This is a genomic window from Calothrix anomala FACHB-343, from assembly GCF_014696435.1.
Classification (GTDB): domain Bacteria; phylum Cyanobacteriota; class Cyanobacteriia; order Cyanobacteriales; family Nostocaceae; genus Aulosira; species Aulosira anomala_A.
Genome location: NZ_JACJQG010000054.1, coordinates 1 through 22,393 on the forward strand (window position 1 = coordinate 1; position 22,393 = coordinate 22,393).

Annotated in this window: 14 protein-coding genes; 10 read left to right on the forward strand and 4 right to left on the reverse strand. The window is 38.7% G+C overall.

Features of this window, described 5'->3' with window-relative positions:
• Positions 1–253 precede the first annotated feature (253 nt).
• The 3 genes from H6G08_RS25685 to H6G08_RS25695 all read right to left on the reverse strand — a co-directional run bounded on the left by H6G08_RS25685 (position 254) and on the right by H6G08_RS25695 (position 5,086).
• Positions 254–955, reverse strand: a complete 702-nt coding sequence (locus H6G08_RS25685; protein ID WP_190548186.1) for a calcium-binding protein — start codon at positions 953–955, stop codon at positions 254–256.
• Positions 956–1,240: 285 nt separating this feature from the next.
• A complete protein-coding gene (locus tag H6G08_RS25690) occupies positions 1,241–1,948 on the reverse strand; it encodes a calcium-binding protein (protein ID WP_190548188.1) in 708 nt (235 codons plus the stop codon).
• 876 nt (positions 1,949–2,824) lie between these two features.
• A complete protein-coding gene (locus H6G08_RS25695; RefSeq protein WP_190548190.1) occupies positions 2,825–5,086 on the reverse strand; it encodes a tetratricopeptide repeat protein in 2,262 nt (753 codons plus the stop codon).
• Positions 5,087–5,207: 121 nt separating this feature from the next.
• On the opposite strand from H6G08_RS25695, the gene H6G08_RS25700 reads away from it, so the two are divergent.
• The 4 genes from H6G08_RS25700 (at position 5,208) to H6G08_RS25715 (ending at position 9,662) form a co-directional block, all read left to right on the forward strand.
• A complete protein-coding gene (locus H6G08_RS25700) occupies positions 5,208–6,221 on the forward strand; it encodes a zinc-dependent alcohol dehydrogenase family protein (RefSeq protein ID WP_190548192.1) in 1,014 nt (337 codons plus the stop codon).
• Between the two features lie 607 nt (positions 6,222–6,828).
• On the forward strand, positions 6,829–8,160 hold the full coding sequence (locus H6G08_RS25705) for an aromatic ring-hydroxylating dioxygenase subunit alpha (RefSeq protein WP_190548282.1): 1,332 nt from the start codon (positions 6,829–6,831) through the stop codon (positions 8,158–8,160).
• Positions 8,161–8,177: 17 nt separating this feature from the next.
• Positions 8,178–8,933, forward strand: coding sequence for a TspO/MBR family protein (locus H6G08_RS25710; protein ID WP_190548194.1), 756 nt, complete (start codon positions 8,178–8,180; stop codon positions 8,931–8,933).
• Positions 8,934–9,083: 150 nt separating this feature from the next.
• Positions 9,084–9,662 carry a Uma2 family endonuclease gene (locus H6G08_RS25715; protein WP_190548195.1) on the forward strand — a complete coding sequence of 193 codons (579 nt, stop codon included), beginning with the start codon at positions 9,084–9,086 and terminating at the stop codon, positions 9,660–9,662.
• A 68-nt stretch (positions 9,663–9,730) separates the two neighbouring features.
• Here H6G08_RS25715 and H6G08_RS25720 read toward each other — a convergent pair whose 3' ends face one another.
• The gene (locus H6G08_RS25720; protein ID WP_190548197.1) at positions 9,731–10,327 is read right to left on the reverse strand and encodes a Uma2 family endonuclease; all 597 of its coding nucleotides are present in this window, start codon (positions 10,325–10,327) and stop codon (positions 9,731–9,733) included.
• Between the two features lie 292 nt (positions 10,328–10,619).
• On the opposite strand from H6G08_RS25720, the gene H6G08_RS25725 reads away from it, so the two are divergent.
• The 6 genes from H6G08_RS25725 (at position 10,620) to H6G08_RS25750 (ending at position 21,920) form a co-directional block, all read left to right on the forward strand.
• Entirely contained in the window at positions 10,620–12,149 is a 1,530-nt protein-coding gene (locus H6G08_RS25725) for a hypothetical protein (protein ID WP_190548199.1), read from the forward strand.
• A 28-nt stretch (positions 12,150–12,177) separates the two neighbouring features.
• Positions 12,178–13,377, forward strand: a complete 1,200-nt coding sequence (locus H6G08_RS25730) for a DUF1822 family protein (RefSeq protein WP_190548201.1) — start codon at positions 12,178–12,180, stop codon at positions 13,375–13,377.
• Between the two features lie 254 nt (positions 13,378–13,631).
• On the forward strand, positions 13,632–14,561 hold the full coding sequence (locus H6G08_RS25735) for a DUF928 domain-containing protein (protein WP_190548203.1): 930 nt from the start codon (positions 13,632–13,634) through the stop codon (positions 14,559–14,561).
• A 59-nt stretch (positions 14,562–14,620) separates the two neighbouring features.
• Positions 14,621–18,256, forward strand: a complete 3,636-nt coding sequence (locus tag H6G08_RS25740; protein ID WP_190548205.1) for a two-partner secretion domain-containing protein — start codon at positions 14,621–14,623, stop codon at positions 18,254–18,256.
• Positions 18,257–18,332: 76 nt separating this feature from the next.
• A complete protein-coding gene (locus H6G08_RS25745) occupies positions 18,333–20,900 on the forward strand; it encodes a CHAT domain-containing protein (protein ID WP_190548207.1) in 2,568 nt (855 codons plus the stop codon).
• Positions 20,901–21,437: 537 nt separating this feature from the next.
• Positions 21,438–21,920 carry a hypothetical protein gene (locus H6G08_RS25750; RefSeq protein WP_199322745.1) on the forward strand — a complete coding sequence of 161 codons (483 nt, stop codon included), beginning with the start codon at positions 21,438–21,440 and terminating at the stop codon, positions 21,918–21,920.
• The last annotated feature ends 473 nt before the right edge of the window (positions 21,921–22,393 follow it).

Consider the following 22,393-nt stretch of genomic DNA (forward strand, 5'->3'; position numbering starts at 1 on the left):
CCTTTTTCCTTGCAAGCGATCGCCTGTGAGTTTGTGGGTACGTTTGCACCTAGATTACTATTTAATCATGAGCTAGTGCAACCCAGCAAAATTAATGGGACAGACCACTAGGGCGTATTTTCAAAGTCTTAGATCCCCTTAATTCCCCCTGAAAAAGGGGAATTTTAAGGCTTTTTGCTTTTTAAGGGGGGTTGGGGGGATCGGCGCAAAATTTGAGGAATAACGTCAGACTTGAAAACAGTCCCTAACCACTTTAAACAAAGATGAAATCCCGATCAAAGTTTACGTTGGTTGAGTCTTCTACAACACAAATCAAATCATCACCAAAGTAAATCGCCGTATCGAGAGCGGAACTACCAGACCAGTCTTCTGATACTAGTGTATATTGACTAGCATCACCAACAGCTTCGATAAAATCTGTTTGGAAATCCCAGTCAGTAATAGTGGCATAACCAAAGTCTTGGTATGAAACTCCCCAGTCACCACCAATCACGAAAGTATCAGATCCAGCACCACCAACTAGAGTGTCATACTCTATGCCACTAGTTGCATAACCGTCAAGGCGATCGTCTCCATCTCCACCAAACAAAATATCATCACCACTCAAACCTAAGAGGATGTCATCGCCGCTGCCACCCTCTAGGGTATCATTGCCACTGGTACCAGTGAGGTCATCATCGTCGCTACTGACGATAGCATTGGTATTGTAATCTTTTAAGCTGTAAGTGGTATTTTCTATGCCGTACTCACCAACTGAAAAGTGCGATGATTGTTGAGATACAGTCAAGTCTGTTAAGCTTGAGGCACTACTGCTAGACTTGCTAATAAATCCATTGTCTGTACTGAGGACTTTCAGATCCGAGATGGAGTCAAGTAGGCTGGCTTGAGTACCATTCACAAAACTGATATTTGTAGTGCCTAAAGGATGAATGTTTGTTCTATCTGCTGCAAACATGGGTAATCTCCTAAATTTTCAGTAATGCTTGTTGTCGATTAATCAGCCTTTGAGGTTATCCCATCTAAATGGGCTTTGTGCTTATAGCTACTGAAAGCTTTAGGGGTTAGAAATTCGGTATAGTCCTGATTTTCAATTTATACCAAACTGAAATCTATAACGTAACATTGAAACCCTCACCAGGGCGGGGAAACCCCGCCCCTACCTTTATTACGTATTAGAACGTGGATTGGTATGAGAACCAAAAATGAAAACCTCTCTCCTAACCTCTAACCCCTAACCCCTTTAGACAAATCGGAAATCCCGCTCAAAGTTTACATCGGTTGAATCTTGGATCACACAAATCAAATCATCACCAGAGTAAATCGCCGTATCAGAAGCCAAACTACCAGACCAGTTTTCTGAGACTAGTCTATATTGACTAGAGTTACCAATAGCTTCGATATAATCTCTCTGCCATTCCCAGTCAGTAATAATGGCAAAACCATCGCCTTGGTATGAAAGTCCCCAGTTACCACCAAGAATGAAAGTATCAGATCCAGCACCACCAACTAGAGTGTCATATTCTGTGCCACTAGTTGCATAGCCGTCGAGGCGATCGTCACCATTTCCACCATATAAAAGATCGTTACCGCCCCAACCTATGAGGGTATCATTGCCGTTACCACCTTCAAGAACTTCATTACTGCCGGTACCACTGAGGTTATCATCGCCGTTGCTAGTGATGAGGACATCATTGGCATTGTATGCCTTCAAGCTGTAGCTAGGGTTTTCTTGAGTATATTCAGTAGTTTGAAACGGTGAGGATTTTTGAATTGTAGTCAAGTCTGATAAGCTGGCAGCACTACTGCTAGACTTGCTAGTAAATAGATTGTCTGTACTGAGGACGCTCAGATTCAAGCTGGAGTCTAATATACCTGCTGAAGTGGGATTAACAAGACTGCTATTTTTAGCCTCTAAAGTCTGCATATTTGTACTATTTGCTGCAAACATAGGTAATTTCCTGGATTTTCAGAAATGCTTGTTGTCGCTAAGTAACTCTTTGAGGATGTTTTCAAAATCCTCTGATTAGTCGTTCTAGATTCCCCTAAATCCGCACCTTTGTTACCCTGTGGAAAATCGCCAGGGTTGTGTTACCCCCCTCTTTTTGAGTGAGATTGGAGGGATTTATCGGTGCGTAAAATTGCCGCCAAGTACCGTTTAAACAACCTCTCAAGGCATGAGGCCGTTTTTCAACTTTCAAAGTCTAAGTTTCCCATAGTTCAAAAAAGACTCAAGACATTCTTTAAAGATTGTTTAAATTTTGTGGCAGAGATTATCTGGTAGGAACGCTCGTAATTCCCCTGAATTAGCTAGTTCTAGCTTGCTTCGTACTTGTACTTAAATCTCCTAATTACTCTCTTAGCATAGTTTTTTAGGAGATATAGGACAGATTTCCCATTGTCATCTGAATTATAGCAGATTGAGACATTTATCAGCAAATTATGCAAATTAAGAGTTGATATGAGCTGCGATCGCATTTAATATCAACTTTTTGATTTCGGAATCCACGCAAATAACAATTCAAAATTCAAAATTCAAAATTAAAGACATTTTCATTCGGGATTTACACCCCTACTGAAAATGATACTACGTATAGACGTATGGGTCTTAAACCCTTTTATTTACGATAAAAACTTTTTCAACAACCTCTGAGATAAAAATATTCTAGATAGCGCAACATTTTTATCTACTTAGAATCTGTAGCATTTTTTCAAATTGGTATTATCTTGTAAACCCACGAGTAAAAATTAAAGGTGCGTTAGCCTGCGGCGTAACACACCCTACAAAACTAGGTTTTAAGAATTGTGAATTTCTCAGAGGAGTTAACTATTTTTTATATTCCGCTAGCTTTGTTAATAATTTATCGCGAGTTGCTTTATCTTCTAGCACTTGGGCGATGTGCAGAGCTTGTTGATAGTAGCCAATTTGAGCTTTGAACAGCGCTATTTTTTCTAAAGAACTACCTCTATCATAGTCATCTTCAACAATAGTAGTTGGTAAACCATTGGCATCTGCACCAAAAGTCCAAACGCGGGATTCTTCACCGGGGATGGTTTTAGCAGCTGCAAAAGCTAAATCGAGAATTTCTGATGCTAAAGGCTTTTTTTGCTGGCGGATATAACTTTCAGCAATGCTAATTAAGCCAGTAGTTCTAATTTCAGGATTTTTGATTTGTTGGTAAATTTTTGGGATATTGATTTCTTCATTGCCATTATCTACTAGTAAATAAACTAGCGAGGTTAATTTCGACTCTTGGGTGTCTGTGGGGTTGGCTTGTACAACTTGTAAAGCAGCGAGATATTGTTGTGCTGTCATCAACAATTCTTCCATTTTTAATAGCAGAGATTCGCGTACAGCTGTATCTTGTTCGCTGGTAGCTAATTGTATGGCTGCTGTTAAAAGTTCATCTGCTAGCTTGGAATTGTCAATTTTTAACAGTTCTCGCGCCACGATAGTCAAGGCTAAGGCTTGGGGTTTTAATTCTAATTTTCTCGCATCGGCGATCGCTTGTGTCAATAGGCGATCGCTTTCTGCAATTTTACCATTAACTGTCGCAATTACGGCTAAAGTCTCGATTTGATAGGGTAAAGTCCCAGAATTATCGATTTGCTCTACAAAAGCTAGGGCTTTTTCCATTTGCTGGGTTTGGGCGTAAAATAAAGCTATTTTCTGCAATAACTGATTGCGCACATCAATATAGCTGGGTTCTAAACTTTGCGCAAATCTTAATGTAATTTCTAATTCTCCATTTTGAATTGCAGCTTCGCCAATGTATAACATCCAAGCGACTTTATCCATGAAATTAGGATGTTTAACAGCAATAACTAAATCGAAAGCTAGCTGATATTGTTTAGCAGCAACAGCATTTCCTAATATGCTATAAATGCTGCCCATTTGCTCGGCAGTTTCTGAAGTTTGAATCAGGGTTAGAATTTGGGCAATAACTTTTTCAGCAACTTCTTTTTTGCCATAATTCATATATTCTATGGCGATAATGCCTAAAGTTAATGCTAAAACTTCGGGATTTTTTAGCTGTGATGCTACTAAATAAGCTGCATCTATTTGTCCGCGTTGTGCATAAATTTGAATTAAATTTCCTTTAGCATATTCTTGTTCTGGAGTAAATCCGGCGAGTGCTGTTGCAAATACCTGATTGGCTAATTCTTCCTCTCCTCTTTTGGCATAAATGAGAGAAATTTCTAATAATCTTTGTCCTTTAATTTCAACTATTTCTATTGTTTGTGCTAGTTCTAGAGCGGCAGCTAATTGATTAGTTTCTGCTAAGTGCAATGCCACTAAATCAATTGCATAAGCACGATAGTATAGCTCAGGAATAGATTTGGCAATTTCTAAAGCCACATCTGTTTTACCCAGTTTTATATAAGCACTAGCAATATCTGCTAGTGCTATACTTTTATCTGCTTGATATTCAGGCTGAATTTGTTGCGCAATCTGCAGTGACTTTGTTAAAATTTCTTCTGCTTGAGCAGTTTGCTGGAGTTTTAGGTATTCTTGAGCTATGGGTACTAGTAACCTAATTTGCAATTCTAATCTGGGTGCAAGCTGACTAATTTTGAATGCTGCTGCTAGCAAGCGCAAAGCGGCTTTTTGTTCGCCAATCCTTTGCCAATAATTAGCAAGCTTGGTTAACATTATCGTCTTTTCTGGCAAATAAGGCTGTCCTAACATCTGAGTGAGGTGTACCACTAACATCATTAGCTTTGTTGCTGACTTTTTGTGCTGTGGTTTGACTCTGTTAATTACTTTCCCTAACAGCCAATCGGTTGTATCGTAAGTATTGATAATAGTATTAAGTAGAGTTAAACTAAACTCTGGCTTGGCAATTTTTCGGGAATTATGTAGAATTTGCTGCAGTTGCCTAATTGCTTTCTCAGTCTGACTATCAGAATCATCTTGTGCAAGTAAGGAATCGAGAATAGTAATTTGTTCGAGTAATTTTTGCTGTTGTTGCTCGCGTTGCTGTTTCAGTCGATCTAATATTCGTGATGAAAAGGGAACACTGACAGCGCTTAATAATAGTGCAAATGAAAGTGACGGAACTGTGAACTGAGAATAAGCAATAGTCATAGAGGAATTTTAGTTTTAGGTTTTACTTGATTCACGATGTGGATCTACAAGCTGATTTTTGGCGATTACGAAAAATTAGCAAAATTATCTTTTTTTTTGCTTTTTACCCAGGAGTAAAGTGATGAAAGCTTATGTACTAGCAAGTAATACGGGAATTGATGCACTCACATTTAGCGATCGCCCAGAACCTCAGCTAAGTGTGGGACAAGTTTTAATTAAAGTTAAAGCTGTATCTCTGAATTACCGTGATTTACTGGTGGCTGAAGGGGCTTATGGTTCGGGGGTAAAATATCCCTTAATTCCCCTATCTGATGGTGCGGGGGAAGTTGTAGCGATCGCACCAGGAGTCACCAGAGTCAAAATAGGCGATCGCGTCGCGGGTACTTTCTTTCAAGATTGGATTGCTGGCGCTTTAACCAGAGCAGCGATGAAGTCTGATTTAGGCGGTGCTATCGATGGTATGTTGGCTGAGTATGTCGTTTTACACCAAGATGGCTTAGTTATCTTACCTGACCATCTCTCCTATATTCAAGGTGCAACTTTACCTTGTGCAGCCGTGACAGCTTGGCACGCCCTAGTTACCAAAGGTAATATTACCGAAGGTAACAGTGTCTTAGTTCTGGGTACAGGTGGAGTCTCTATTTTTGCGCTGTTGTTTGCTAAATTATACGGTGCCAGAGTCATTATAACTTCTAGTAGCGATGGGAAATTAGCTAAAGCGAAGAATTTAGGCGCAGACGAAACAATTAATACTAAAATAACCCCAGATTGGGAAAAGCAAGTTTACGAACTGACTAATCGCACAGGTGTAGATCATGTTGTGGAAGTAGGCGGTACAGGTACATTACCAAAATCTTTACAAGCAGTGCGTATTGGCGGGCGTGTGAGCTTAATTGGCGTACTCTCAGGAAGAAATGATGCGATTGATCCAATGCCCATACTCGTTAAAAGTATCACAGTTCAAGGTATTTATGTGGGCAGTCGCAAAATGTTTGAGGCGATGAATCACGCCATTCAAGAAAATCAATTACAGCCAGTTATTGATAGAGTTTTTCCCTTTTCTGAAGCCAAAGCTGCATATAATTATCTCAAAAGTGGCGCTCACTTTGGTAAAGTTGTGATTGAACTAGATTAAGATAATTGGGTCGGCTTAATTAAATTGGTCATTAGTCATTAGTCATTAGTCAGTAGGGGCGGGTTTACAGATATCTTCACCAATCAATGATGATCTAAATAAACCCGCCCCTAATACTCCGCTACATGTGTGGAGTTTTTGATTTTTCAATCTGTAACTTTAGCAATTATCTACGGTTGGTGAAATTAGAACATTGTTTAGCAGTAATTAAAATTATTATATAGGTCATATTTGATTTGATTATATAGGTATTAATATTCATAACTTAAATTATATTATAGAATATAAAAATAATTAAAAAGTCCTGGTTTGAATAGATATGAAAACCAGATAAAAATAAAGATTAAACTGCCTGAAATGGTGATGTATCTAAATTATTTGTTTTTTGATATTTAAGAATGTTAAATAGATATATAATTATCTTAAGCAACTATTTTGAAATAAAGATAAACTTCGTCCATTTTCAAACCTGGAGTGCGGGCATCTTGTCCGCTACGAAGATCAGGGAGCAAGATGCTCCCACTACTTTTAAAACTATGGTTCTCAAAATAGATGTGGTTTAGCCAAAGAAACGGGCACAAATTTACTTTAATCAAGCATGAGTCAAATGGAACCGGAATTTAACTTTTTTCAACAGTGGTATCCACTCTCACCAATTGAAGATTTATTTGGAGAAAAACCAACTGCAGTTACACTTTTGGGACTGCGTTTAGTTATCTGGAAACCCAAATCATCTGCAACTTTCCGCGTTTTTTTAGATAAATGTCCCCATCGCCTTGCACCTCTAAGTGAGGGACGCATTGATGAGAAAACGGGAAATTTAATGTGTAGCTATCATGGTTGGCAATTTGATGCGCAAGGAATATGCACTCATATTCCCCAAGCAGAAAATCCCGAATTGTTGAGCAAAAATCTCGAAAATTTATGTGCTGTCACCCTACCAGTACGTCAAGAACAGGGTTTACTTTGGGTTTGGCCGGATGTAAAATCTAGAGAACAAGCGGCTAATACACCTTTACCTTTATCACCACAAGTAGATGCTACTAAAGGTTTTGTGTGGTATTCTTACGTGCGAGATTTAGAATATGATTGGCAAATCCTAATTGAAAATGTAGCAGATCCGAGTCATGTGCCATTTGCCCATCATGGCATCCAAGGCGATCGCGCTAAAGCTAGACCAATACCGATTAAAATTGTCCAATCAACTCCCAATTTGATTGAAGCTACTGCTGAGGGAAGGTTTGAAACCAAAATTATCTTTGAACCGCCTTGTCGCTTAGAGTATACAATCAAGTTTGGTAACGATGGAAAGCAGATAGGACTTGTCACCTATTGCATACCCGTATCTCCAGGTAAATCTCGGCTTATTGCCCAATTTCCGCGAAACTTTGCCCAAAAACTTCACCGTCTGCGTCCTCGCTGGTGGGATCATATTAGCGAGCGCAATGAAGTAATTGATGGAGATATGATACTGTTACAACAGCAAGAGTATTTTCTTCAACAGACGCGATCGTCCCAAAGCTGGAAAACAGCCTTTAACCTACCCACAAGTGCAGATAGGTTAGTAATTGAATATCGCAATTGGTTTGATAAATATTGTCAGGGAGAGTTACCTTGGAATGAAGTAGGGATTAGCATTCCCGAAATTCGGCAAATCAATGACAATCGAGAACAAGTTTTAGATCGTTACAAACAGCATACCCAGCATTGTAGTAGTTGTCGGCGAGCGCTGAAAGTTATACAACGCTTGCAGATAGGACTGTTAATTTACTTTGCTATTACTGTTTGCGCTGTGGCGCTGCTGGAAGATTCGCTAAAATTGCAGCTGGGTTTACCTCTAATTGTCACAGCACTACTGAGTTTAGGAGCTTATGCTGGGTTAAAATTCTGGCTAACTCCGAAGTTTTACTTTGTAGATTACATCCATGCGCAGAGATAGAAGTTAGGGATTTGGCGATGAATCAAGCAAATAACATGGGAATTCTGGAAAAATTTGTGAATACAGTGATGGGGGTAAAAACTGCAAATCAACAATCTGCAAATACAGCAATAGCTACTACACAAGAACTAGATATCACAGCAGTTGTAGTTTATAAACTAGGGACTATCTTACAAATAGTAACTATGCTGTTGGTGTTACTGGGAATGGAAAAATTAGTCAATCTCATTGATAGTAATTCTGCTGTTCCTAGTTGGGTTAGTACTGTATTGACTAGCTTATTTTTTGCTGTATTCAGTCTCCGTTCGCGCATTTTTTCCCTTTTAGATAATACCCGTTCTCGTCAGACTTACGACCAAGTAATTAGACCAAAATGGTCTCCTGCACCCTTAGTATTTCCAATAGTCTGGATGATAATTGCTGTGTTGCGGGTAATTTCTTCTGTTTTGGTTTGGCAAGAAATGAACCACCAATTTTTAGTTTTACCGTTCATTTTATTTGTCGTACATCTGGCTTTTGGTGATACTTGGAATACAATTTTTACTGTAGAACGCAGATTAGGCGCAGCTGTTCCTGTCGTTATTTTCGGCCCTTGGTTATCGGCTTTAGTGGTAACAGCAATTTATTGGCAAACTAATCCAGTAGCGGGGATGATTTTATCATTTTCTTGTGTGTGGCTGACTGTCGCTGCTGTATTGGTATTGAGGATTTGGCAATTAAATGGATCTGAGCCACTGTATCCTTTAAAAAGAACACCTGTGGTAAGTTCATGATGCCAGGTAGATTCTGATTATCTTTGCTCACATCAGTTTAATTTAAGCGATCGCTCTCCAGAAAAGCAAGAGGAATCTGGAATTTACCAAGAGCGATCGCTCTATAATTCCATATTCTAAAATGTTGGTATCATCACCCATATCAGCGCTATGTCAGCTATCACCGTCAACTTAAACCGCATCATTCAACTTACCGACAATCAATTTTATGAACTTTGTCGAGAAAACCCTGAGGTTAAATTTGAGCGCAACGCCAACGGAGAAATTCTGATTATGTCACCGACAGGTGGAGCAACTGGAAATTGCAACTCAGAAATTAATGCTGATTTTGTAATTTGGAATCGCCAAACTCAACTAGGAATATGTTTTGATTCCTCCACCTGTTTTAAACTTGCAAATGGTGCTAATCGTTCTCCCGATGTTGCTTGGATTCAAAAAGATAGATGGAATGCACTTACACCAGAAGAGAAAGAAAAGTTTCCACCGATAGCACCAGATTTTGTTTTAGAGTTAATGTCACCCAGCGATAGTTTGCTAGAAACGCAAACAAAAATGCAAGAATATATAGATAATGGCGTGAAATTAGGATGGTTAATTAATCCCAAAATGCGGCAAGTGGAAATTTATCGTTTGGGTAAAGCAAAAGAATTATTAGAATCACCAACAGAATTATCAGGAGAAGATGTATTACCTGGATTTAGTTTAAGTTTGCAATTAGTTTGGAAGTAAAGACAAGCAGACAGAATTTCAACTCAGCCAATGCCCAATGCCCCATGCCCCATGCCCCATGCCCATTTTCAAACTAATTGATTGCGAATAACTTGTTCAAATTCTGCGATCGCATCATATTGATCGGGCATAGCAATATATTGTAACAGTAATGCTGGGTCTAAATCGGGAAAAAACCCACTCCGCTTGACTTCTTGATACTCGCCATCTTCAGTCAGACGAAATATTTTAATTTCGTAAGATTTCCAAAACCAAACCTCAGGCACTTTTTTTGGTTTATATAAATCTGTTCTGTTAATTGTACCGCTAGATACAATAACTTCAATGACAATATCAGGTACTTCTTTTTCTGTACCAATACTGTAAGACTCATCCGGTGTACCAGAAGCATACCCTGGTTCTTCCAGTGTAAATCCGCCACGACCGTAAAACCGGATTCCTTTGTATTTCATGTAAGCTTCTAGCAGATAGCCAAAAGTTCTTTTCACTTTCTCATGCTTCTCACCAATCGGAGCCATAATTTCTAATATCCCTGACAAATAAGACAGTCGGACATTGCGGTTGTCCTTTAACTGTGCTTCAATTCCTTTGAATTGCTCCCACGAAACATCCTTGAGAGTTACCAGTTTTTCTGCGGTGAATTGCTCTACAACTGGGATGCTCATAACAACACTTCCTGTATAGGCATAATCTAGCGATCGCTAATTTTAGTATAGAGTCTCCCTTGTCCTCCTTGTCTCCCTTGTCCTCCTTGTCCTCCTTCTGATGTGCGCGTCTCAAAGCGGATTGCTATATGATGACCCAATTTTGCGATCGCAGTGCATGATTTTTGGTTTCTGTCCCAATATAGTGATTAAGGCATAATTGGCATTTATAGTTAATTATGCAGGAAATCGTCTGTAAATTTAGGTGAAAAAATATATACTACTTTACTTTTGTTAATAGGAGACAGGTTAAATGATATTTGCAGAATTTTTTACATTTCCTTTGCTAAAAGAAGATGCAAAAGGACAAAAATATATTTTTTGGCAAGTAGATCAACAATTACAACAATATATTCATAATTTAGTTACCCAAAAACCTAATATTAGTAAACCAGAATTGGTGAGAATTATTTTACATAATTTTCAAAATTACCCGAAGGAAAAGTTAAACAGAAGAGTTTGGAGCGCTTTTTTATCAAGATTTAGCTATAAAGCAGCTTGGGAAATTAGAACAAATATTGTCAAAATATCAGCAAGAGTTGATTTAGATCGTGATACTTTATTCCATGAATTATTGCAAATTTCTTTAACTAGTGCTTTAACGCCAGAAAAATGTTTAGATAATTTGTGGAAATATCCAGAATATGAAAATTTAGAATTACATATATGGTATTACAAATTCGCCAAATATGTTAATAAGAGAATGACAGGCTTTCTCTGCGATAAATTGCGCGAAATCGAAGGTTTGAGAACATTTCAAAGAAGTGATTTAGGATTAGCGGCTAGGGTGACTAAAACGCGAGTCGTTACGGTTTTACAACGTCTGGGACTTAATGAAGTGACTATTTTACATTACACTTTAGTCTGGCAATGTTTTCAAGAAGCGAAGGATGCAGGATTGATTAATGTTAGCTCTCCCCAACCTCAAGCTTTTGATGCTATTTGTAGCCGTTATCAGCAGTTTTCGCGCCAATTACCACAGTTATTACCCCAACCACAAACAGTAGATGGAACAGTTATTCAGCAATGGCTCCAAGAAATTGGTAAAGCAATTCGTAATTATATTGATTTCGCTCAAGTTTCTTTAGATGAACCAATTTCTCAAGATACAGAAACCTTAACATGGTTAGATTTAATCGCCGATGAGAATTCAATTATTCAAGGAAATGATAGCCTGCGTTATGAAATTAGGGAGTATCTTCATCAATTAAGAGAACAAATTTCTCACCAAATTGATCGTTTGCAACCAGAAGCACAAAGAATTCCTCTCTTTTTGCATGGGTTAAATTTATCTCAAGAAAAAATCGGTGTAGAAATTGGTGCTAATCAATCTACTGTTGGGCGGCGTTACAAAAAAACTTTGTGGGAATTGTTAAGTCATTTAGGAACATGGGCTAAGGAATATTTAAAAATAGATTTAACTTCGGAAAAGCTCAATGATTTAAAAACTTATTTACAAGAATATCTGGATGGCTTCTATTACAGCTTAATGCACAATTTTTTGCATAATTCAATGCAAGCCTTATCATCTCCATTGCGAGAAATTCTGCGCTTATTTTGGCTACAACAAATGCATGTAGAGCAAATAGCTAAGTTAAGCAATTTATCGTTGCTAGAAGTTGAGCTTCAGTTAAAATTAGGCAAAGAAACTCTGAATTTAGATATAGTCACACAAATTGCCGCTAGAATTAATATGCCTTTAGCTAGTGAAGGAATAGCATCCAAGCAAGTGGGATATTTAATGGATGACTGGCTAAAGACTGCTGATTTTGGTAATAATTAGAATTTTATATTTATTCAGGAAATTAACAATGAATAGCAACTGGAACACATTTCAACTTTACCCAAATGAAGATATCTGGCTAGATTGCCAAGCAACTGAAATTAAACAAGCAGAAGCTGCAACAAATTTACAAACTAATCAAACCGCTCGTCATTATGCTTATATTAATCATCTTTGTCTGCATGGCTTTTTACGCTGGTTAAAAGAAAATTGGGAGTTAGATTCTAGTTATATAGTTCCCAGCGCGCGAGAATTAGCGAGTATTTGGGAATTAGTTAATGGTACGGCAATAACTATTGGGGAAAGGCGATTGGTATTAATTCCTCACGATGCGGTGGATACAGCAGAATTTTCTGTACCGCAAGAATGGGTTGATATTCCTAATTTTGTAGCTAGTTATTATTTACCTGTACAAATCAACTTAGAACAAAATTGGCTGCGATTTTGGGGTTATATCACTCATAAAACTCTCAAAGAAAAAGGTGTATACGATCCAATTTATCGCACCTACTCAGTTAAGAGTCATGATTTGATTCCTGATTTAGATATTATATTGTTGGCGAGAGAAATTTGCGGCTCAGAGACAGCAAATATACCATCTTTACCTTTATTACCGTCAACAACAGCCGCATCGCTGATCGATAAATTAAGTCAGCCATCGCCTTATTCTCCTCGTTTAGATATTCCCTTTACCCAGTGGGGTGCATTATTAGCAAATGATGAATGGCGAGAACAAATTTATCTTAATCGCACTGCGACAACAGCCAAAAAGATGTTAGTAAATCTCCATCATTGGTTAAAAAATGATTTTACTGAGTCTATGAAAGCTGGATGGTGTTCGGTGAGTGAATTTTTCACCACAGAACCAAAGTTAGTGACTGTGAGAAATACCGCACATATTAAACAAGCCAAGCTGTTAAATTTGCAGTTGCAAATCAAAGAGCAAGCTGTAATTTTGTTAGTAGCGCTAACTCCGGAAGCAGATGGTAGGGTTGGGGTTTTGGTACAAGCGCATCCTTATGGAAGCGAAAAACAATTACCGGCTTTTTTAACTTTAGCTTTACTGTCAGATTCATCACAACAGCTTTATGCGGTGACTTCTAGAGAACGAGATAGCTATATTCAATTACCGCATTTTCACTGTGAGAAAGGAACCAATTTTTATATTAAAATTGCGATCGCCGATGTCAGTTTTGTAGAAGAATTCGCGATTGATGATGATAATTAAGCTGCAAGTAGTGATTTATCAGGCTTTTCACTGTATAGTCCTAATTTTTCGGCAATTTGACGAAATCTTCATGTAATGCCTTTTATTCTTCATAAAATTCTCGACCAAAAACCCGTATATATACTTGTATAGGTTAAAAGTATCTCACGGGAAAATTAGGGTTAGCAAATAATAGAGAATATTTATTACTTTAATTCTCATTGTTAACACTGAATTTATGTGTGGTAAATCTGAAGCTGCATAGTGAACTAGCAATGAGTAAGCGCGTTGTCTTCAATTTTGGACTAGGTAGTTTTGAGGCGGGATTTCCCTCAATTACTGCTGAATTATGGGAAACTGATGGCGTGCGATTGCAACAATTATGTGGCAGTTTACCACCAGCACCAGAAATTATTCAAAATTTAAAATTGCCAATAATTAGATTTTTTTGTTGCTTAACTTTATTAGGTATTACCTTAACAATTACACCAAATTTAGCCCAAGCCGAGAATAATTCAGTTACTCAACAAACCAATAATCGCCAACAATTACAGACATTTCAAAGACGAAAATTACCTAACAACGGCGCACCAAAGGGGAGAAGGAGGGGAATCGGCGGACGTAGTGAATGTCCTAAAGAATTGAGTCAAATTACTGCTTTATTACCAGCATTTACAGAAGAAGGAATGGAAAAATCTACTATAGAAAGAACTTTAGCTCAATTTCCTACTTTTTGGGTTTACGTCCCAGAATTACCAACTAATGCCAGATTTGCTGAATTTACAATCCAAGATATAGATAATCAAAAGAAATTTTTTCGCCAAGAATTACTTCTTTCTGGTCAAGCTGGTATTATCAACTTGCAATTGCCAAATAAGCCAGAATATGCATTAAAAAATGGTAATAGATATCAGTGGATATTGACAGTTTATTGTAATGAAGAACCAGCCATATCTGAAGAATATATTTCCGTAGATGGCTATATTCAACAGGTAGCATTAAACCAGAATATTAAACCAGATGATTATTTAACTTTGGCAGAAAATAATCTCTGGTATGACAGCCTGACTATATTAGCAGAATTCCACCGCGATCGCCCCAAGGATGAAATCATTCATCAAGACTGGTTGGAATTATTAAAAACCGTGAATTTAGCCGATATTTCTAACGCTAAATTTCGCGAAACTTACAAATTTACTGAATAAATCTCACTTTTAAATCTTTGCGTCTGGTGCGTACAAAAAATACCAACTCCTTATTACCAATGCTAAAAAATCCTTTAATCATCGCCCTTTTAACTTTTCTGGGGACAATATTTACAATCAGCGATCGCACTTTTGCCCAAGTCATCCCCGATAATAGTTTAGGAACCAAAGTAGAATCCCTCAACCCCCAAATCGACCAAATTACAGGCGGTTCTCTCAGAGGGACAAACTTGTTTCACAGCTTCTCGGAATTTAACATTGATGCGGGTAGGGGTGTTTACTTCCAAAATCCCCACAGCGTCACCAACATTCTAACGCGCATCACCGGAAACAACCCCTCGCAGATTTTCGGTACACTTGGCGTATTGGGCAATGCTAACTTATTTTTGCTCAATCCCAACGGCATTATTTTTGGTGAAAATGCGCGTCTAGATATTAGCGGTTCCTTTTTCGCCAGTACTGCCAAAAGCTTAGTATTTGACAACGGTTTAGAATTCAATACTACCAACCCCGAAGCACCACCCCTACTGACATTAAAAATCCGTCCTGGTTTGCAGAATGGGATACAGGGGAATATTAGCAACGCCGGGAACTTAACAGTAGGTACAGGACAAAGTTTAACATTATTAGGAAACACAGTTACCAGCACAGGAACCATAACTGCGCCTGGTGGGAGAGTAGAAATATTTGGCGATCGCATCGGATTATTAGATAATGCCAAAATAGAGGTTTCTGCCGTTGGTGGTGGTGGTACAGTCTTAATTGGCGGAGATTTTCAAGGAAAAGGTACAGTTCCCAACGCCTCAAGCACATTTATTGGTAAAAATACCAGCATCAACGCCGATGCAATTGATAATGGAAATGGTGGTAGAGTCATAGTCTGGAGCGATAACAATACCAGATTTTACGGTAATATCAGCGCCCGTGGTGGTGTAAATTCCGGTGATGGTGGCTTTGTCGAAGTTTCTGGTAAGCAATCTTTAGATTACAACGGCTTAGTAGACACCAATGCTACTAACGGTAATATTGGCACTTTATTATTAGATCCGACAAATATTGAAATTGTCGCTGCTGGTGGAGAAACTTTAAATTTAACTGATGCTGATGCTTTTAGTGATACCGATATTGGTGGTGATGGTAACACGAAAATATTAGCGAATGCCTTTAATTTTGCCTTAGCTAACGTCAGCTTACAAGCCACAGAAAATATCACATTCTCTGCACCAGTAATTACTTATTTCCCTGGTGTGGGAATAACCGCCGAAGCTGGTAATAACATTTTCGTGAATAATCAAATTATCAGCAATGGTGGTCAAATTCAGCTAAATACACAGCAAGGGGATATAACAATTAATGCCAATGTTATTTCCCTGGGAGGTAATCTAGGAATTAATACTAAAAATCTCACTCTGAATCAAGGAATTTTAAGTGCTAATAACTCTGCTGCAACTACGGTGGGAAATATGAAAATTACTGCTGTAGAAAGCATCAATATTATTGGGGAAGGAAGTAAATTAATTAGTAACAACTTTGGTGCTATAGCAGGAGGCAATCTAGAAATTGAGACAGGAACACTCAATATTTTAGATGGAGCATTACTCGGAATTTCAACTATAAATCAAGAAACCGCAGGTAATCTCACAATTAATGCCAAAAACTCTATTAATATTATTGGTACAGGTGTGATTGATGGTTCGGGAATAAGTACCCAAAATATAGGGACAAACAATGGAGGTAATCTTTCTGTATTTACAGAAAAATTATTAGTTCAGGATGCTGCTATTATTGCTACTTTAGGAGTTGGATCTAAAGCTGGAAATTTATCAATTCAAGCCAGAGAATCGATAGATGTCATCAATCAAGGAGCTATAACTTCAGTTTCACCGCAAGGTAATGGAGCAGCAGGTGACATTTCAATCGAGACAAAAAATCTAAATTTACAAAATCGCTCTTCTTTAGCTTCTAGCTCTATTGCTTCTCTATATCCTAGTGGTAAAGTTACAATCCGCGCTCAAGAATCAATTAATATAGACAATTTAAGTTTCCTTTCTAGTACCTCTATAGGTTCTGGTAACGCAGGTGAATTAAATCTATTTACGGGGACATTAACAATTAGCAATAAAGGTAATATTACTTCTCAAACTGTAGGTACAGCCAATGGAGGCAATATTAATCTATATGCGGATAATTCTGTCAATTTAATTCAGGGTGGACAGCTATCTACATCTGCTTTTGGTACAGGTAGTGCTGGTAACGTATACATTGAAACTCAAAAGTTGAACATGTTAGCTAAAGATAGCTTTATCACTACTAGTAGTACTGATGTTCCCAGCATTTATCAGTTTTTACAAAATCCGGAATTAGCAGAAGTCGCACAACAGATACGATTATTACCTCCTGAGATGAGTAAGTTTCTCTTTGAAAGCCTGGAAGCAGGTAATACACAAAGCAATATTCAAGGTAACGCTGGTAATTTAACTATCCGCGCCACAGAATCAGTCAATATTGCTAATAATGCAGGAGCATCTACAAGTGGTACTGGTAAAGCTTCGGGTGGCACAATATTTATAGACACTCGCCAACTAAATCTCGAAAATCAAAGCAACATCATTACTAATATCCTGGGTTCTGGAAATGCAGGATTTTTACATATCCGCGCCTCAGATGCAATCACAGCCAGTGGTAATAGTAAGATTTATACTGTAGCCCAACGAGATAGTACTGGTAACGCCGGTGGAATCCTCCTACAAACCGATAATTTAGCAATTACAGATAGGGCAGATGTATCATCCGCCACACTTGGCTCAGGACAAGGCGGCGATATTCAAGTACAAGCCAATTCCCTATTCCTTACCAACACCGGCAGGCTAAATAGTCTCAGCGAGGGAACAGGTAACGCCGGCGATATCTTTATTGATATTACCGACCAAATCCAAGGAAACCAAGGACAAATCACAGCCACCTCCATCCTTTCTGGTGGTGGAAATATCAACATCAAAGCCACAGATATCCGCCTGCGCAACAGCAGCGAAATCACAACCAGCGTCTTTAACGGTACTGGCGGCGGTGGTAACATTGATGTGCGATCGCAAGTATTTGTGGTTCTAGAAGATAGCGACATCCTCGCCAACGCCGATGCCGGGCCTGGAGGTAATATTACAATTAACGCCCCGGCATTTATCGCCCAATTTTCCCCTTCAGGTCGAAACCCCGGCGACTTTTCCCAATTTCGCGGGAATGGAGAAGTTGATATTTCCGCCGATTCCCGTCTCGGACAAAATGGTGAAGTCGTCATCAATAGTATCGACCCCAGCCGAGGTTTAGCCGCCTTACCACAAGTACCCGTAGATTCAGAAATCGCTGAAGGTTGTTACAGTCCTACCCAAACCCAAGGTAAATTTATCATCACAGGACGAGGTGGTTTACCCAGCAACCCCACAGACATTTTAAATCCCGACACCGTTCAAGTCGATTGGGTAAGACTCAAACCCAAAACCGAAAATTCTCCCACAGCATCCATCAATAACCAAACCGCAATTTCCACAATCCCCCAACCCCTCATTGAAGCCACAGGTTGGTTAGTCAACGAAAAAGGACAACTCACCCTCAGCGCCAACCCCCCTACCACCAACCCCAATCATCATTCCCAACAACCAGCAACTTGCAACACAGCACTAAACAACCCAAAAAATTAAACCCTCCAACCCTCAGCGTACCTTTGCGCGAACTTCGCGTACCTCTGCGTTTAAAACACCCCTCCCCAACTCCACAATGAAAATACTCAAACATCTCCTCCTCACCCTATTAACAGCATCACTCTGTATCTTCCTCTCCCCCAGCTTCGCCATTAATCCACCCCAACAAACCCCAGCCCAAATCCTCTACCAAGCCGGAAAATATGCCGAAGCCATAGACATTTTAAAACAGACATTAGCTACATTTAATCGCCAAGGAAATAAACTCAATGCAGCCATGACATTGAGTAACCTATCCTTAGCCTACCAACAATTAGGACAGTGGCAAGAAGCAGAAACAGCCATTACTCAAAGCCTAGATTTACTAGCAAAACTTTCCACCCCTGAAAGTTCACAAATCCTCGCTCAAGCTTTAGATATTCAAGGACGGCTACAATTATCTCAAGGAAATCCAGAAGCAGCCTTAAATAATTGGCAAGGCGCAGCCAAGATTTATCAACAATTAAAAGATGAAGAATCCTTAATTCGCAATCAAATTAATCAAGCCCAAGCAATGCAAAATTTAGGTTTATATTTGCAAGCAGATAAAACCTTAATTGCCGTTGCAGCCAGCCTGAATAAATTACCCGATTCTCCCGTAAAAGCTGCCGGATTACTCAACTTAGGAAATATTCGCCGCCTAGTGGGTAATTTTCAACAATCCGAACAAATTTTAACAGATGCTTTGCAAGTTGCAGAACGCATCAAATCAGCACAAATTATTAGTGATATTCGCCTCAGCCAAGGTAATACATACCGCAATCAAAGAGATAACCAAATTAATTTAGAAAATAAAGAAATTAAAAATAGCATCAAAAGCTTTACAGAAAAAGCAATTACATCTTATCAACAAGCTATCAACCCATCAGCAACCCCAACTACTAGAATTAACGCCCAATTAAATTTAATCAGTCTGCTGATAGATGAAAAAGATTGGCAGCAAGTAGCGCAATTATTACCACAAATTAAATCTCAGCTTGCAGAGTTACCAGTTAGCCGAACATCTGTATACGCCAAGATTAACTTTGCTCAAAGTTTAATTAAATATGGCGACCATGAACCCTCAACTTTTCCATCTGCTATTGAAATCTTACAACAAGCAATTAAAGAAGCACAAAACCTCAAAGATAAGCGCGGCGAATCTTACGCGCTAGGTACTTTAGGAGTTACATACCAAAAAACCGGAAATTTAACACAAGCTAAAAAACTCACTCAGCAAGCATTATCAATCGCCCAAAGTATTAATGCACCAGATATTACCTATCAATGGTTATGGCATCTAGGAAATTATATCAAAAGTGAAAATAGAGAAACTGCCATGAAATTATATGAGAAATCATGGGAGATTTTACAATCACTGCGTACTGATTTAATCGCGATGAATCAAAGTACTCAGTTTTCATTTCGCGAGAATATAGAACCTGTGTATCGAGATTTTGTTGACTTACTCTTGCAGGAAAAAAATTCTCAAGCAGATAATTTAAACCGTGCCCGCCAAGTCATAGAATCTTTGCAAGTTGCTGAAATTGATAACTTTTTACGTACATCTTGTTTACGCCCGATTACACCAATTGATAAATTAGCTGACGATGAGCCAGCTACCGCCATTATCTATCCCATTATTTTAGGCGATCGCGTGGAAACGATTGTTAAATTATCTCAAGAAAAAATCAAATATTACACAACTAATATCTCTAAAATTCAAGTAGAAGAAACCATTAGCCAGCTAAGAGGGAATTTAGCGATAGATAATCGCAAATATGAAGTTAAAGAATTATCCGAACAGATTTATGATTGGTTAATTCGACCTGCTAAAGCCGAGTTAGAAACTAATCAAATCAAAACCTTAGTATTTGTCTTAGATGGTGCTTTGCGAAATATCCCAATGTCGATTTTGTACGATAGAGAGCAGCAAAAATATTTAATTCAAAATTATGCTATAGCTTTGGCTCCCAGTTTACAGCTAGTTGAACCCAAGCCATTAAAAAAGGTGAAATTAAATGCCTTAATTGGCGGAGTTAGTGAAGAAATCAAAGTAGCTGGTAAAACTTTTATGTCGCTGCCAAATGTTAAAAATGAAATCGCGGAAATTCGCAGCGAACTTGCGCAAAACCAAGAACTTTATAATGCAAGTTTTACTAAAACTAACTTAGAAACAAAGGTAAAATCCGATCCTTTTTCAGTAGTGCATCTAGCTACCCACGGACAGTTTAGTTCTAATTCTGAAGAAACTTACATTCTCACCTGGGATAAGTTATTGAAAGTTAATGAACTAGATAATTTATTGAGAACTAGAGATAATACCAAACCAGAGAGTATAGAATTACTGGTTTTGAGTGCTTGCAAAACTGCTAAAGGTGATAAACAAGCTGCTTTAGGGTTAGCCGGGGTTGCAGTTAAATCTGGGGCACGTAGTACTTTAGCATCTCTTTGGGTAGCAGACGATCCATCAGCGAAAAAAATTATGCGTGAATTTTATAAGCAATTAAAAACAGGCGTAAGTAAAGCTGAAGCATTGCGACGCGCTCAACTTAGCGTTTTTGCGGAATTAGAAAGTTCTCCATTCCAATGGGCACCTTATGTTCTTGTGGGTAATTGGTTGTAATTTGTCATTGGTCATTGGTCATTTGTCATTACGGAAGAAGGGCGGGGAAACCCCGCCCCTACGGGATACTGCTGGCGAATGGTGGGTTTTACCCCTCAACACTTGATATAAACTGTTCTCTCGCTTATCCGACACATCGCCCGCAGGCTGGAAGCCACTGGCTCACGCTACGAAGCCCACCTTCGTGGGCTTTGTACGATTAGCCGCACCCTTGAGGGTGACGGCGGAATTTCGGGACAAGCGAGGGGTCTTACCCCTGATTCGCCAGCAGAATCCTACGGATATGGGTTTTTTTCCTGGAAGTGTGTGTGCATGGAAATCTGTATTTATCCCGATATAGATACAGAATTGACATACTCCCCAGCCTAAAGGCGTGGGGATTCTGGGTTTAAACAACAGTTGCAGGCATAGCCCGTCTTACACTATCTCGCCCGACAGACAATGCCCTGCCTGTTTCCACAATTCTATCAACAAGCCGTCCTTAAAGGACGGGGCTTTAGACCCTGGTTTTTGGTAAAAAACACCATAAAGGAAACGATGATTTATACAAATAAGGTTAATCAGGCGATTTTAGGCTCAAAATACTGGATAATGGGGTTAGTGTCTACTGCTATGGTTTTTACGCCAGCGATCGCACTTGCTAACCATGAGTATTGGCTAAATAGCGTCCGCGATCAACTCATCCGTGCGGCTGTGAGTTTAAACTTGGGCGGTAATTACGAACTTACACACGATCCTTTTGTCGATCAACTCAGTAGCAATCAAGGTGATTATATAACTCTAAATCTGCGTCGAGGCGTCGATTATGCGATCGTTGGAGTATGCGATCAAGATTGTCGAGATATAGATTTGCGACTTTATGATGAAGATGGAAACCTCATCGATTCTGACACTGGCGACGATGATTACCCAGCTGTCAGAGTCCGGCCTCGTTGGAGTGGTCAATTTCAAATTAAAGTCACTATGGCAACATGTAGAGCAAATTATTGTTACTACGGCATAGGCGCATTTGGCAGATAATTATCCCTAAAATAGTGCAATTCAAGATAGCTGGAAAAGGCTGTCATTTGTCACTTGTACTGAGCGTTCGCGTAGCGTCTCGAAGAGAAGCCGAAGTATTTGTCATTTGTCATTGGTAAGGGTTTCAAGTCTATTTACGTTTAGTAAAATAGTTTGGTGCCATTACCGATTTACTTATTTTCAAAAAACTATATCTATATATTTATAGCCATTACAAAAAGAATGGTAGGGGCATGGCAATGCCATGCCCTCTAGAATATATTGATGTGTCGCCAATACTATTTAAATTGCTATTATACATTTCTGCTACTTTAAACTAAAGCATATTAGGATGGGTATTGCCTACCTATTTTTTTTGAAAATTACAATAGTAACCATAGATTTTATTAAAAACAAAATTTCAATTTACCTGCATGGAAAATCTCACCTGACCCGATTAAGTTAATGAAGGGATAAAAACTCTCTTAACTTAC